Origin of the sequence: Krasilnikovia cinnamomea (genome assembly GCF_004217545.1) — a bacterium.
GTDB lineage: Bacteria > Actinomycetota > Actinomycetes > Mycobacteriales > Micromonosporaceae > Actinoplanes > Actinoplanes cinnamomeus.
This window is the reverse complement of sequence record NZ_SHKY01000001.1, coordinates 6,254,355-6,268,394: the sequence shown is the minus strand read 5'-3', so window position 1 is coordinate 6,268,394 and position 14,040 is coordinate 6,254,355. Positions and strand designations below refer to the sequence as shown.

Here is a 14,040-nt window from a genome sequence, read left to right as displayed (position 1 = left end):
TATGCTACGAGCGGCCGTCCAACCGGGACGCGACGCGGCGGCGCAGCTCGGGCAGGCGGTCGTACAGCACGTCGCCGGGACAGGCGGTGGTGGTGACGTAGTCCCGGTGACCGACGATGGCGGTGTACGGGTCAAGGTCGTACCCGGCGCACAACCACGCACACGTCGTCACGAGCGCGGCGAACAGGGCGTCCGGCACCTCGGCGGTGACGTACGTGCCCTCGTTCTCGATGCCGACGGTGTGTTCGTTGTGGCCGGCGGTGTGCGCGCCGAGGACGTGCTGGCGCTCCCAGATCGCGCGAAGGCTGAGCCAGCGCCCCTCCATCACGTGGCCGCCCCGGCTGATCGTCAGCTGCTGCCCGGCGTCGGCCCATCCGTAGCGGTCCATGTGCAGGTCCTGGATCCACCGGGAGTGCCGGAACGCCGCCGCCAGCGAGAAGTCCGACGTGTTCTCCCCGGCCGTGTGGTGTACGACGATGTGGTCGGGCACCCGGTCGAGGTACTCGATGGCCCCGGAGGGCGGGCGCGCTTCCCACTCCGCACGGGTGTAGACGCGCGGCGCCGCCACCCCGGCGTAGGCCGGGCCGGGCGCGCGGCCGGCGCCGAGCACCACCCCACCGGCTACGGCGGCCGCGCCCGCGAGCAGGCGGCGGCGGTGGACGGGAGCGTTCGCGGAGTGGTTCATGACGTCCTCCCGGGAAGGGTGTCAGCAGGCCGAGGCGTGGTCGCCGTCCCGCAGGGCGAGCACCGCCCGGTTCACCAGCCCGTCGACGCTCTGCAGCGCCGTGCGCGCCTGTTGCGGGTGGGTCCGGGCCAGCAGGGACACGAGCGCCACCTTGGCGTCCCCGCCCGCCGCGGCCAGGGCCGTGCGGCAGGTCTCGGGATCGGCGCCGCTGGCGTGTTCCAGGATGCGCAACTGGCGGACCCGCAGCTTCTCGTTGCTGGCGACCATGTCGGTCATGAGGTTCGAGTACGTTCGCCCCAGCCGCACCATCAGGGCGGTGGACAGGGAGTTGAGTACGAGCTTCTGCGCCGTTCCCGCCTTGAGCCGGGTGGAGCCGGTGACGGCCTCGGGTCCGGTGTCGACGGCGACGTGCACGTCGGCCAGGTCGGCCAGCGGCGCCCGCGGATTGGCCGACACGAGCACGGTGCCGGCGCCGCGGGTACGGGCCGTCCGCAGTGCTCCGGCCACGTAGGGCGTGCGCCCGCTGGCCGTGACACCGACGGCCACGTCGCCGGGCTCGACCGCCGATCCGGCCGCCGCGCCACCGTCGACGTCGTCCTCGGCGCCCTCCGACGGGTTGGTGAGCGCGTGCGCGCCGCCGGCCAGGTGTGCCACCACGCGGCCCGGCGCGATGCCGAACGTCGGGCGCAGTTCGGCGGCGTCCAGCACCGCGATCCGCCCCGAAGTGCCGGCACCGAAGTAGTGCATCCGGCACCCGGCGGTGAGCGCCGCGACGGCCAGGTCGACCGCCTCCGCCAGGCGGGGCAGTGCCGCGGCCACGGCACCGGCGACCGTGGCGTCCTCGGCGTTGAACAGCCGGAGCACCTCCAGGGTGGGTAGCTGGTCGATGTGGACGGTCCGGGGGTTGCGCTCCTCCGTCGGCGGCGGGGGTGACGGATCCGGCCCGGCGGTCACCGGCGCCCCTGCGTCCGCCCGACCCGCCGGCCCCGGACCGCCTCGTAGGTGGCTTCCAGAGCCGCCCGGGTCTCGGGATAGGTCCGCTGCGCCACGCCCACGAACACGCAGTCGACGACCATGAGCTGGGCGAGCCGGCTGGCCGTGGCACCGGAGCGGAACGTCGTCTCCCGCGCCGCCGTGGTGAGCACCAGGTCGGCGGCCGCGGCGATCGGCGACTTGGGGAAGTTGGTCAGCGCCACGGTCAGGGCGCCCCGCCGGCGGGCCTGCCCGAACGCCTCCAGGGTGTCCATCGTGCTGCCGGTGTGCGAGACACCGAACGCGACGTCGCGCCGGTCGAGCAGCGCCGCGCTGGTGAGCGCGAGGTGCAGGTCGGACCAGGCGTACGCGACGCGGCCGATCCGGTGCAGCTTCTGCTGGAAGTCCTGCGCGACGAACGCGCTGGCGCCGACGCCGTAGATGTCCACCCGGCGCGCCTCGACCACGGCGTCCACGACCCGGCGCAGCACCGCGAGGTCGAGCTGCACCGCCGTGTCCTCCACCGCCCGGGCGTCGGCGAAGGCGATCTTCTTCACCACCTCGCCGAGCTCGTCGTCGGGGCTGATGTCGCCGCCGATCTCCTCGGCCGGGGCGTCGTCGGGGGAGCGGCCCGCCTCGGCCGCCAGGGTCAGGCGCATCGCGGGATAGCCCGCGAAGCCCATTGCCCGGCAGAAGCGGATCACCGTCGTCTCCGACGTGCCCGCCCGCGCGGCCAGCTCCGTGATGGTCAGCCGGGCCGCGGCGCCGGCCTGGTCGATCACCACCCGGGCCACGCGCTGCTCGGCCGGGGACAGCGACGGCAGCAGCCCCCGCGCCTTGACGGTCGCCGGGGTCCGGCCGGCCTCCCCGCGCGCCGCTGACTTCTTCGCCCTCATGTAGGAAACTTTCCTTCCGAACGTAGGTTTCGTCAACGAGGCCGCCGATAGAGCAGGTAGGGCCTGCGCCGCGCCTCGAACGCGGCCAGCTCGGCGCCCCACGCCGCCACCGCCTCATCGGCCCCGGCGCCCGCGTCGACCATCGCGCGCAGCCGGTCGGAGCCGGTGAGTTTGTCGATCCAGTACGCGCCGGCGTCGACCCGCCAGGCGAAGTGCGGATACCGGCGGGCCTCGACGAGCATGGCGACGCCCGTGCGTACCGGGTCGAACGCCCACCGGTCGCTCACCCGCACCTCGACGCCCGCGCAGAGCGTGCCGGCGAACCGGCCCGCGGTGGGCGTGAAGTAGGCCTCCCGGAACCGCACGCCGCCCAGCCCGGCCGCGTTGAGCCGGTCGCCCCAGTGGTGGTCCAGCCCCGGGCCGCCCACCAGCTCGAACGGCCGGGTCGTGCCGCGCCCCTCGGTGATCGTCGCGACGCCCTCGAACATCGCGGTGCCGGGGTAGACCAGCGCGGTGTCCAGGGTGGGCATGTTCGGGCTGGGCAGCACCCAGGGGGCGCCGAAGGCGCCGGTGCCGGGCACCCAGCCCCGGCACGCCACCACCTCCAGTGCGACCGTCCGGCCCGCGTCGGCGCCCACGAACTCGCCGTTGAACAGCCGGGCCAGCTCGCCGACGGTCATCCCGTGCTGCTGCGCGATCGGTTTGCGGCCCACCCCGGAGGCGTACGCCGGGTCCAGCACCGGCCCGTACGCCCGGCCGCCGATCGGGTTCGGGCGGTCGAGCACCACGTAGCGCAGGCCCGCGCGGGCCGCGGCGACCATCGAGTCGTACAGGGTCCAGATGTAGGTGTAGAAGCGGGCGCCGACGTCCTGGATGTCGAAGACGACGGTCCGCACCCCGGCGCGGGAGTACAGCGCGGCCCACCGGCCGGGGTCGGCGCCGTACGCGTCGTACACGGTCAGTCCGGTGCGGGCGTCGACGCCGGTGCCCTCGCTGCCGCCGGCCTGCGCCGAGCCGCGGAAGCCGTGCTCCGGCCCGAAGACCCCCGCGATGTCGACCCGGCCGTCGGCGTGCATGAGGTCGACCAGGTGCCGGTAGTGACGGTCGACCCCGGTCGGGTTGGAGATGATTCCGACGCGCGTGCCGGTGAGCATCGCCCAGCCGGTCGCCGCCAGGCGGTCGAGGCCGGTGCGCACCGGGCGCGGCGATCGCGCGGCGACGGCCGGCGCCGGGCCGACCGCGAGCGCGGCGGCGCCGCCGGAGAGCGCCAGCAGGCGACGACGGTCCATGAACACGCCCCCTACCAGCTCAGGCCGTGGCCGTACGGGTACAGCACGCCCTCCGGGTCGTCTGCGGGCGGGATCGTCACCGGCAGCCGGCCGCTCGGTGGACGCTCGCCGAGCAGGACCCGCGCGAGCGCCTCCATGGACACCGGCGCCGTGCCGTAGGTGGCGAGGTAGGTCCCGACTCCCGGCAGGTACGCGATGTCGTACGGCTCCCCCACGGCCACCACGATCACCGGGCGGCCCGTGCCGAGCAGGGCCGCGACGAGCCGGCGCTGCCGTCCGCCCGGGTCGCCGGCCGGGTCGGCCCGGCGGGTGAGCACCACGGTGAGGTCGTGCGCGCGGGCGGCGGCGGTGGCCTCGGCGATCGCCGCGTCGGACGGCAGCCCGGTGGGCAGGGCGGTGGACCGCGTGCCCCGGGCGGCGAGCCGCTCGGCCAGCACGGGCACGTTGCGGGCGGTCGCGGAGTTCCAGCCGGCGACGAGCACGGAGCGCGGCACCGGGGCGAGCGGGAGCAGGCCGGCGTCGTTGCGTACGGCGGTGACGGTGCGGTCCGTGACCGCCTGCGCGATCCGCAGGTGCGCGGTGCGGCCCACCACGCGCTCGGCGGCGCCGACGTCGACGGTCGGGTCGGCCAGCAGGCCCCGGCGCTGCTTGAGGGCGAGCACCCGCCGCACCGAGGTGTCGATGCGCGCCTCGGTGAGCTCGCCGCTCCGCACCGCGTCCAGCACCGACCGGTACGCCAGGTCCAGGTCCGGCGGCATGAGCAGCAGATCCGCGCCGGCCTTGAGCGCCAGTACCGGCACCCGGTCGTCGCCGTACTTCTCCCGGACCCCGGCCATGGACAGCGAGTCGGTCACCACCACGCCCGGGAAGCCCAGTTCCTGGCGCAGCAGGCCGGTCAGGATACGTGGGGACAGCGTCGCCGGGTCGCCGGAGGGATCGAGCGCGGGCACCACGATGTGCGCGCTCATGATGGTGTCCACACCGGCGGCGATGGCCGCGCGGAACGGGGGCGCGTCGAGCCGCTGCCACTGCTCGCGCGTGTGTTCGATGACCGGGAGCCCGGTGTGGCTGTCGGTCGCGGTGTCGCCGTGCCCGGGGAAGTGCTTGGCCGCGGCGGAGGCGTCCGCGCCCTGCTGGAAGCCGGTCACCTGGGCGGCGGTCAGGCCGGCGGCCAGCCGCGGGTCGCCGCCGAACGACCGTACCCCGATGACGGGGTTGGCGGGGTTGACGTTGACGTCGGCGACCGGCGCCCAGGGCTGGACGATGCCGACGGCGCGCAGTTCCCGCCCGGTGATCGCGGCCGCGGTGAACGCGTGGGCCGGGCTGCGTGCCGCGCCCAGGGCCATGCTGCCGGGGAACTGCGTGGCGGGGGCGGGCAGGCGGGTCACCACGCCGTGCTCCTGGTCGGTGGAGATCAGCAGCGGCATGCGCGACCCGCTGGTCGTCGCGGCGTGCTGCAGGCCGTTGGAGAGGGTCGCGATCTGCCGGGGTGCGTCGAGGTTGTGCGACCAGGCGAAGTAGATGACGCCGCCGAGGTGGTAGCGCGCGACCACCTCGGCGGGGGTGTCGACGCCGTACGCCTGGCGGTTCGCGGCGGCGTCGGCGGTGGACGGCGCGGTGGCGTCGGCGCCGTACACCTGGGTGACGAAGAGCTGGCCGACCTTCTCGGGCAGGCTCATCCGGGCGAGGAAGCGCCCGACGGGGTCTCGGGCGCCCACATCGGACGCCGTCGCCGCGACACCCGTGGCGGTCACCAGCGCCAGCGACATGATCAGTGTCAGCAGCCGGTTTCGCATGGCGCCTCCTGTGCGTCGTCGGTCCGTCGGACGCTAACCCGCCGCCGCGGCGATGGCAATAACCTTCCACCCTCTTGAAAGAATGGTAAGAAACCTTCATCCTCACATCGAGGACCTTGGAGGTGGACGATGGTCGATCGGCGTACGGTCCTGGGAGCGGCCGGGTCGGCCGTGATCGCGACCGCCGCAGGCCTGGCCGCGCCCGCGCGGCAGGCCGCCGCGCACACCGGCGCGAAGCCCGGCGTGACCCCTGCCGACATCCGGTTCCGGCCCCGGGTGCTGCGCACCGGCACGGCCCAGGAGGTCGGTCTGATCCCGGAGTACGTCGACCGGGTGCGCACCGGCGCCGAGGCGTACCTCTCCCCCACCACCGACCACCCCGCACATCCGGCGTACGCCGGTGCGGTGGTGCTCGCCGCGCGCGACGGCGTGGTGGTGCAACGCGCGGCGCTCGGCACCGCCGTGCGCTACCGCGCGGTCGGCCCACCGCCCGAGCGGGCCGGCGTCGAACTGCCCCCGGCCGAGCAGCGGCCCACCCGCCCCGACACCATCTTCGACCTGGCGTCGGTGTCCAAGCTGTTCACCGCGATCACCGTGCTGCAGCAGGCCGAGCACGGCCGGGTGGACCTGAACGCGCCGGTGGCCCGGTACGTGCCGGAATTCGGCAAGGTCGACGTCACCGTCCGGATGCTGCTGACCCACACGTCCGGGCTGCCCGCGTCCGCGCCACTGTGGAGCGCGTATCCGGACCCGCCGAGCCGGCTGGCCGCGGCGCTGGCCTGCCCGCTGCTGCCCGGCACGGTGCCGGGCGGGCAGTACCTGTACTCCGACCTCGGGTTCATCGCACTCGGCGCCCTCGTCGAACAGGTCAGCCGTCTGCGGCTCGACCGGGCGGTCCACGCCGGGATCACCGGCCCGCTGGGCATGGCCGACACTGGCTACCACCCACGGAACCGCGAGCGGGTGGCGGCGACCGAGTACCAGCCGTACGCCGGTCGCGGCATGGTGTGGGGCGAGGTCCACGACGAGAACGCCTGGAGCCTCGGCGGCGGCGCCGGGCACGCGGGCGTCTTCTCCACCGCCGACGACCTGGCGGTGCTGTGCCAGGCGCTGCTCGGCGGCGGCCGCTACGGCGGCGCCCGGATCCTGCGCGCGAGCACCGTACGGGCGATGCTGACCGCCCGGGTGCACACCCCGGACGGCGACCGGGGCCTCGGGTTCGAGCTGAACGCGCCCTGGTACATGGACGCGCTGAGCTCGCCGGTGACGTTCGGCCACACCGGCTTCACCGGCACGTCCGTGGTCGTGGATCCGCTGTCGCACTCGTTCGTGATCCTGCTGACCAACCGGGTGCACCCGGACCGGAACTGGGGCGGGAACAACGAGGCGCGCCGGGCGGTCGCGCGGGCCTTCGCCGACGCCAGCCCGGTACGCCCGCAGCGCGGCGGCGCGGCCTGGCGGGCCGCGCGGCGCGACGCCGCCACGGTGACGCTGACCGCGCCGCTGCGGGCGCCGGCGGCCGGCCCGGCGGCCGCCGCGTTCCTGCTCTGGTACGACACCGAGCCGGGCTACGACCGCGTCCGCGTGGAATCCTCCGCCGACGGCGGCGCGACCTGGCGACCGGTCGCGCTGCGGCTGCGGTCGGCCACCGGCGGGTGGGAGTCCGACGGCGTGCTCGACGGGTACGGCGGGCGCCACTGGTCGGCGGTCTCGGCCACGCTCCCGCCCGGCACCACCCACCTGCGGTGGGCCTACACCACCGACGCCACCGCCCAGGGTCGCGGGGTCTACGTGGACGGGGTGCTGGTGCTCGACCGCACCGGCGCGCTCTTCCACGGCGAGGCGGGCGACGCGCGCCGGTTCGAGGCCGACGGCTGGGCGCCGTCGGAGATGTGAGCTCGCCGGAGAAGTGAGCTCCCCGGAGAAGTGAGCTCGTCGGAGAAGTGAGCTCGTCGGAGAAGTGAGCGAGGAGACCCCGATGTCAACCAATCCAGAACCGGCCGTGCCGCGCCGCGCCCTGCTGCGCGGGGCGGCGGCCGCCGGCGTACTGGCCGCCACCGGCCCGCTGACCGGATGCGCGCTGGGCGGCGGTGGCGGCGGACGCGACAGCGCCCACGGCGAGAAGAGCGCCGCGAACCCCCTCGGCGTCGACCCCGCCGCGCCGCTGGAGGTGGTCATCTTCAACGGCGGCCTCGGCGAGGAGTACGCGCGGAACCACGAGGTGATGTTCCAGCAGCGCCATCCGCGCGCCCACATCCGGCACTCCGCCACGCAGGAGATCGCCAAGACGTTGCAGCCGCGCTTCGTCGGCGGCGACCCGCCGGACGTGGTGAACAACGCCGGCGCCAACCAGATCGACTTCAACTCCCTCGTCGCCCAGGGCGCGCTGGCCGACCTCGGTCCGCTGCTGGACGCCCCAAGCCTGGACGACCCGGCGGCGCGGGTCCGCGACACGCTGCTGCCCGGCGCCGTCGAGTCCGGCACGTTCGACGGCCGGGTGCTGGCCCTCAACTACGCGTACACCGCGTACGGCGTCTGGTACTCCGGGCGGCTCTTCGCCGACCGGGGGTGGGCGTACCCGCGGACGTGGGACGACATGATCGCGCTGTGCCGGCGGATCAAGGCGGCCGGGATCGCTCCGTGGGCGTACCAGGGCAAGCACCCGCGCTACCTGAGCTGGCCGATCCTGGCGTCGGCGGCGAAGCTGGCCGGTCCCGAGGTGCTGGTGGCCATCGACAACCTCGAACCCAACGCGTGGAAGCACGAGGCGGTCACGGCGGCGGCGGAGGCGTACCGCCAGCTGGTCGTGGACCGGTACCTGCTGCCCGGCTCGGAGGGCATGGACCACGTGCAGGCGCAGACCGAGTGGTGCCGCGGCCGGGCCGCGTTCGTGTCCTGCGGGTCGTGGCTGGAGAACGAGCAGAGGGCGGTCACGCCGGCGGACTTCCGGATGACGCTCGCGCCGACGCCGAGCCTGACCACCGGCGACCGGCTGCCGTTCCAGGCCGTCCGGGGCACCGCCGCCGAGTCGTTCATCGTCCCCGCGAAGGCACACAACGTCGCCGGCGGGCTGGAGTATCTACGCGTGATGCTCTCGAAGGCCGGCGCCGCCGACTTCACCCGGCGGACCAGCAGCCTGACCTGCGTGCGCGACGGGGCCGCGGGCGTGCCGCTGACGCCCGGGCTCGCGTCGGTGACCCGCGTGCTGGCCGCCTCCGGCGCACACACCTTCAACTTCCGGTACGGCCAGTTCTACCGCAGGCTGGAACGCGACCTCATCGACGCGGCCTGCGGGGAGTTCTTCGCCGGGCGCCTGGACACCGCCGGGTTCACCAGCCGGTGCCAGCGGGCCGCCGACGAGATCGCCCGCGACGACTCGGTCAAGAAGTACCGGCGCTGAGATGCGGCACGGCAAGCGTCTCTTCGTCGCCACGTTCCTGCTGCCCCCGCTGGCCGTGTACGGCGTGTTCGTGCTGTCGCCGTACGCCCAGGCGGTGCAGATCTCCACCACGGACTGGGGCGGGCTGTCCCCGGACTACTCGTACGTCGGGCTGGACAACTTCCTGCGGCTGGCGCGGGACCCGTACCTCTGGAACGCGCTGGGCCACAACGCGGTCCTGCTCCTCGTGCTGCCGGTCGTGACGATCGCGCTGGGCCTGTTGTTCGCCTCGATGCTGACCGTCGGCGGCCGGCGCAGGGCGGCGGGCGTGCAGCCGGTACGGGGGGCCGCCGCCTACCGGCTGGTCTACTTCTTCCCCCAGGTGCTCTCCGTGGCCGTCATCGGCGTGCTCTGGAAGGAGATGTACGCGCCGAACACCGGCCTGATCAACGGCGCACTGCGGGCAGTCGGCCTGGACGCGCTGACCCGGCCGTGGCTGGGCGACCCGGACGTCGCGTTCTGGTGTGTGCTGGCCGTGCTGGTGTGGAGCAACGTGGGCTTCTACGTCGTCCTGTTCAGCGCCGCGATGCACGCCATCCCGCGCGACATCTACGAGGCGGCGCTGCTCGACGGCGCCGGCCGCGCGAGCACCTTGCGCCGGATCACGGTGCCGCTGCTGTGGGACACCGTGCAGGTGGCCTGGGTGTACCTCGCGATCCTGGCCCTCGACGGCTTCGCGGTCGTACAGATCGTCACCGGCGGCGGGCCCGGTTTCAGCTCCGACGTGATCGGTCTGCGGCTGTACAGCACCGCTTTCGGTGAGGCCCGGTTCGGCTACGCCTCCGCCATCGGCGTGGCGATGCTCTTCCTCACCCTGTCCGTGGCCGTGCTCGCCCTGCGCCTCACCCGGCGCGAGCGAGTCGAGTTCTAGCAAGGGAACGCCGGATGACGCGCACCGATCTCGACCATTCCCCGGCCGCAACCGCTCCGGCGTCCGAACCCGCGCGGCGCCCGGCCGACCCTGACCGGCCGCCGCGCGGGGACTCCCGCGCCGCGACCGCGTTCTCCCACCTCTTCCTGCTGGGCTGGGCGGTGCTGACCACGTTCCCGCTGCTGTGGGCGCTGGGCAGCTCGTTCAAGAACGACGAGGAGATCCTCACCGATCCGTGGGGGCTGCCCGGGGCGCTGCGCTGGGAGAACTGGGCGCGGGCCTGGAGTCATGCGCGCATCGGCCGCTACTTCCTCAACAGCGTCATCGTGGTCGCCGGATCGCTGACGCTGACCATGCTGCTCGGCTCGATGGCCGCGTACGTGCTGGCCCGCTACACGTTCCGCGGCCACCGGCTCGTGTACCTGCTGTTCGCCGGCGGCATGATGTTCCCGGTGTTCCTGGCGCTGGTGCCGCTGTTCTTCGTCGTGCGCGACCTCGGCCTGCTGGGCACGTTGCCCGGGCTGATGCTGGTGTACACCGCGTACTCGCTGCCGTTCACGGTCTTCTTCCTCACCGCGTTCTTCCGGACCCTGCCCACCTCGGTCAGCGAGGCCGCGCTGGTCGACGGGTGCGGGCACTTCGGCCTGTTCTTCCGGGTCATGCTGCCGATGGCCCGCACCGGCCTGATCAGCGTGGCCATCTTCAATTTCCTGGGCCAGTGGAACCAGTACGTGCTGCCGATCGTGCTCATGCAGGGCGAGGGCGCGCAGGACAGGTGGGTGCTCGCGCAGGGCCTCACCGCGCTGGCGGTCAGCGAGGGCTACGCCGGCGACTACAGCGGGCTCTTCGCCGGGATGGCGATCGCCATGCTGCCGGTGCTGCTGGCGTACGCGGTCTTCCAGCGCCAGGTGCAGTCGGGACTCACCGCCGGCCACCTGAAATGACCGGCGCCCCGTCAGTCCAGGACCGCGGTCGACGGGGCGACCACCACCTTCGTGCCCGCCTGTTGCAGGGCACGGACGGTGTCCGGGTCGGCATCGGCGTCCGTGACGACCGCCGTGATGTCCGACAGCGGGCACACCCGGCCGACCGCCACCCGGCCGAGTTTGGACGCGTCGGCAAGCACGTAGTTCTCCCGGGACTGACGCAGGATGGCGTGCCGGACCGCCACCTCCTCCAGCCGCCCGGCGGTGACACCGGCCCGGGGGTGGATCCCGTCGGCGGCCAGGAACGCGCGGTCGGCGAAGAACTCGGCGAAGAACCGCTCGGCGCTCGGGCCGGTGCAGGCGAGGTCCGCCCGGCGCAGCCGCCCGCCCGCCAGGTGCACCTCGACCCCCTCGCGGCCGGCCAGCTCGGCGGCGGCGGCCACCGAGGTGCACAGGGCACGCCCGGCGAACGTGGCGGGCAGCGCGCGGGCCGCCTCGGCGACGGTGGTGCCGATGTCGAGGACGATGGTGTCGCCGGGCTCGACCAGTGCGGCTGCGGCGGCCGCGATCGCCCGCTTGGGGTCCAGCCGGGCGACCGCGCCGTCGGCGTCCCAGCCCCGGGCGCCGAGGGGCACGGCGCCGCCGTAGACCCGGCGCAGCAGGCCCCGGGCTTCGAGGACCTGCAGGTCACGCCGGATCGTCTCGCCGGACACGGCGTACCGGTGGGCCAGCTCGTCGACGCGTACGCGGGTCTCGCGGCGCAGTTGCGCGGCGATCTGGAGGCGCCGCTGCTCGGGCAGCACCGCGGGCAGGAGCTCGTCCTTCACCGGGGTCAGGGTAGCCGTCCATCGACACTCTTGTGGATTCCTGCCCGGTCCTGACCGGACGGAGCTGCCGGAGTGCCTGGTCGCGTTGCATGCTGCGTTTCGCGTTCGCGGCCTTCGTCACGGGCCGGGCGCCCGCGTCGGAGGAGCCGGTTCAGGCGAGCAGGCGGGCGTGCAGGTCCCCGGCGGCCGCCGGGCCGGTGACGTGGGGCAGGGCGGCCAGCCAGGCGGCGCCCGCCGCCCCGTCGCGGGCCACGCTCACGCCGGACCGGGGCCACCGGGCGGTGACCCGGGCGAACACCTCCCGCTGGACCGGGGTGGACGCGGTCAGAATCGCCCCAGCCAGGACGATCGGCGCGTCGGAATCGGCCGGGCGGGCGCGCGACAGCGTGGCGACCAGCAGGTCGGCCGCGCGGCGCACGATGCCCTCGGCGGCGGGGTCGCCGTTCGCGCACGCCCGCATCACCAGCGGCGCGAGGCTCGCCAGCGCGACGCTGGGCCGACGGGTCACCTCCTGAACCAGCGAGGTCGCGAGCCGCCGCTGCGCCGAGCCCAGGCCCGCGCCGCCCCCGCCCAGATCGGCCCGGTCGGCGCCGCCGAGGTCGGCCCGGTCGGCGCCGCCCAGATCGGCCCGGCCGGCGCCGCCGAGGTCGGCCCGGTGAGCGGCGCCAGGATCGGTGCGGCCGGCCGAGCCGAGACCGGCCGCGCCATCGAAGTACCGGGCGAGAACGAGGTCGGCCAGCTCCGTTCTCGCGGCGCGGCCGTCGATCGCCGCCAGCGTCGCGCGGACGGCCTCGCGACCGATCCAGAAGCCCGATCCGTCGTCGCCCAGCAGCCAGCCGTAGCCGTCGTGCAGCCGCACCGGCTCGCGGTCGCGGACCTCGGCGGCGATCGCGCCGGTGCCCGCCACCAGGGTCGATCCCGAGGCCCGGGCCGTGCCTGCGGCGTAGGCCACCGCGACGTCGCTGACCACCCGCACCGGGCAGGTCAGCCCGAGCCGCCGCCAGGTGTGCGCGAACACCTCTGCGGTCGCCGGGTCCGCGGCGTACCGGCTGACCCCGGCGAGGCCCACCACACAGCCGCGTACGGTCGCGGCGTCCACGCCGGCCAGCGCGGCCCCGACCGCCTCGGCGATCCGCCCGGCCGCGACCCGCGCCCCGTGCGCCGAGGGGTTGCCACCGGCCGCGGTACCCGATCCGATCCGCTCGCCGCGCGTCGTGGCCAGCAGCGCCCGTGTCGAGCTGCCGCCCACATCGAGGCCGAGTACGGCGACGCCGTCCACTCAGGCCCCGCCGGTCAGCCGGGCGTGCGCGTCGGGCCCCAGGTGCGGGGCGAGCGACCGGGCGGCCAGCCAGGCCGCGCCGCCGGCACCGCTGCCGGCGCGCAGGGGTGGGCCGCCGTCGTGCCCGGCCAGGCGGCGGGCGACCTCCCGGCCGATCGGCCCGCCGCGCCCGAGCAGCGAACCGGCCAGCACGAGCGGCCCGGCCGGATCCTCGCCGACCAGGGCGGCCGCGGTGTCCACCAGCAGCGTGACGGCGCGGTCCACGATGCGCTGGGCGACCCGGTCGCCGGCCTCGGCGGCGGCGGGCACCAGTGGGGCGAGCGCGGCCAGCGCTATCGGCGGTCCGTCGTACACGGCGGCGCGCAGGGTCTCCGCCTGCTCGGCCGGGTCCGCCGGGACGTCCTCGTCGCCGGTCAGCGCGGCGAGGACGGCGTCGCGCAGCAGCGTCGGCTCGCCCCGGCGGTCGAGGTCCGCGAACACCGCCCGTACCGCCTGGCGCCCGATCCAGAAGCCGGAGCCGTCGTCACCGACCAGCCACCCGTTGCCGTCGATGCGCGCGGTGACGGCCTCGCGGTCGACGTGCGCGGCGATCGCTCCAGCGCCGGCGATCAGCACTGAGCCGGACCGCGCGCAGGTACCCGCGGCGAACGCGGTGACCGCGTCGGGCACCACCCGCACCGGGCAGCTCAGCCCCGCCGCCGCCCAGACCTGGGCCAGGGCGGTCGCCGAGGTGCCCCGCGAGAACCACAGCACCCCGGCCGCGCCGACCACCACGCGGCCGACCTCGTCCGGGTCGACGTCGGCCAGCGCCTGGGCCACGGCGGTGGCGAGCTGTCCGGCGACCTGCGCGACGGGCAGCGCGGTGGGGTTGGCCGAGCCGGACCGGCCGGCGCCCATCGGCATGCCGTCCACTGTGGCCACGAGGACCTCCACCATCGCGCTGCCGGCCTCGACCCCGATGACGAGTGAGCCGGGCCGCCGCGCCGCAGACGCGCGGGTCGGGTCGGGCATGGGCCCTCCGTTCGCGTCGCGGTCCACCCACGAGAGTGATCGCCGATAT

Annotated in this window: 12 protein-coding genes; 4 read left to right on the top strand and 8 right to left on the bottom strand. The window is 74.9% G+C overall.

From position 1 onward, the window contains the following. Window positions 1-4: 4 nt before the first annotated feature. Genes EV385_RS28230 through EV385_RS28210 form a run of 5 tightly spaced genes read right to left on the bottom strand, consistent with a single transcriptional unit; the run spans window position 5 to window position 5,638 of the window. Window positions 5-685 carry a peptidoglycan recognition protein family protein gene (locus EV385_RS28230; RefSeq protein ID WP_130512198.1) on the bottom strand — a complete coding sequence of 227 codons (681 nt, stop codon included), beginning with the start codon at window positions 683-685 and terminating at the stop codon, window positions 5-7. A 21-nt stretch (window positions 686-706) separates the two neighbouring features. Continuing rightward, a complete protein-coding gene (murQ, locus tag EV385_RS28225) occupies window positions 707-1,639 on the bottom strand; it encodes an N-acetylmuramic acid 6-phosphate etherase (RefSeq protein ID WP_130512197.1) in 933 nt (310 codons plus the stop codon). Continuing rightward, window positions 1,636-2,553 carry a MurR/RpiR family transcriptional regulator gene (locus tag EV385_RS28220; RefSeq protein WP_130512196.1) on the bottom strand — a complete coding sequence of 306 codons (918 nt, stop codon included), beginning with the start codon at window positions 2,551-2,553 and terminating at the stop codon, window positions 1,636-1,638. The genes murQ and EV385_RS28220 overlap by 4 nt, the downstream gene beginning before the upstream one ends. Before the next feature lie 32 nt (window positions 2,554-2,585). Further along, window positions 2,586-3,842, bottom strand: a complete 1,257-nt coding sequence (locus tag EV385_RS28215; RefSeq protein ID WP_207229986.1) for an exo-beta-N-acetylmuramidase NamZ family protein — start codon at window positions 3,840-3,842, stop codon at window positions 2,586-2,588. Between the two features lie 11 nt (window positions 3,843-3,853). Next, on the bottom strand, window positions 3,854-5,638 hold the full coding sequence (locus EV385_RS28210; RefSeq protein ID WP_207229985.1) for a glycoside hydrolase family 3 protein: 1,785 nt from the start codon (window positions 5,636-5,638) through the stop codon (window positions 3,854-3,856). Between the two features lie 129 nt (window positions 5,639-5,767). Between EV385_RS28210 and EV385_RS28205 the strand changes: the two genes are divergently transcribed. The 4 genes from EV385_RS28205 to EV385_RS28190 all read left to right on the top strand — a co-directional run bounded on the left by EV385_RS28205 (window position 5,768) and on the right by EV385_RS28190 (window position 10,892). Then, window positions 5,768-7,534 carry a serine hydrolase domain-containing protein gene (locus tag EV385_RS28205; RefSeq protein WP_130512194.1) on the top strand — a complete coding sequence of 589 codons (1,767 nt, stop codon included), beginning with the start codon at window positions 5,768-5,770 and terminating at the stop codon, window positions 7,532-7,534. Window positions 7,535-7,616: 82 nt separating this feature from the next. Continuing rightward, the gene (gene ngcE / locus EV385_RS28200) at window positions 7,617-9,038 is read left to right on the top strand and encodes an N-acetylglucosamine/diacetylchitobiose ABC transporter substrate-binding protein (RefSeq protein WP_207229984.1); all 1,422 of its coding nucleotides are present in this window, start codon (window positions 7,617-7,619) and stop codon (window positions 9,036-9,038) included. A gap of 1 nt (window position 9,039) precedes the next feature. Further along, window positions 9,040-9,948, top strand: coding sequence for a carbohydrate ABC transporter permease (locus tag EV385_RS28195; protein WP_130512193.1), 909 nt, complete (start codon window positions 9,040-9,042; stop codon window positions 9,946-9,948). Window positions 9,949-9,962: 14 nt separating this feature from the next. Then, complete coding sequence (locus EV385_RS28190) at window positions 9,963-10,892, top strand: carbohydrate ABC transporter permease (RefSeq protein ID WP_130512192.1); 930 nt, start codon at window positions 9,963-9,965, stop codon at window positions 10,890-10,892. Between the two features lie 11 nt (window positions 10,893-10,903). On the opposite strand, the gene EV385_RS28185 is transcribed toward EV385_RS28190, so the two are convergent. From EV385_RS28185 to EV385_RS28175, 3 genes are all read right to left on the bottom strand, one after another. After that, complete coding sequence (locus tag EV385_RS28185; protein ID WP_130512191.1) at window positions 10,904-11,701, bottom strand: DeoR/GlpR family DNA-binding transcription regulator; 798 nt, start codon at window positions 11,699-11,701, stop codon at window positions 10,904-10,906. 151 nt (window positions 11,702-11,852) lie between these two features. After that, window positions 11,853-12,980, bottom strand: coding sequence for an N-acetylglucosamine kinase (locus EV385_RS28180; protein WP_130512190.1), 1,128 nt, complete (start codon window positions 12,978-12,980; stop codon window positions 11,853-11,855). Beyond that, window positions 12,981-13,991 carry an N-acetylglucosamine kinase gene (locus tag EV385_RS28175; RefSeq protein WP_130512189.1) on the bottom strand — a complete coding sequence of 337 codons (1,011 nt, stop codon included), beginning with the start codon at window positions 13,989-13,991 and terminating at the stop codon, window positions 12,981-12,983. It abuts the gene before it with no gap. Window positions 13,992-14,040: the final 49 nt, after the last annotated feature.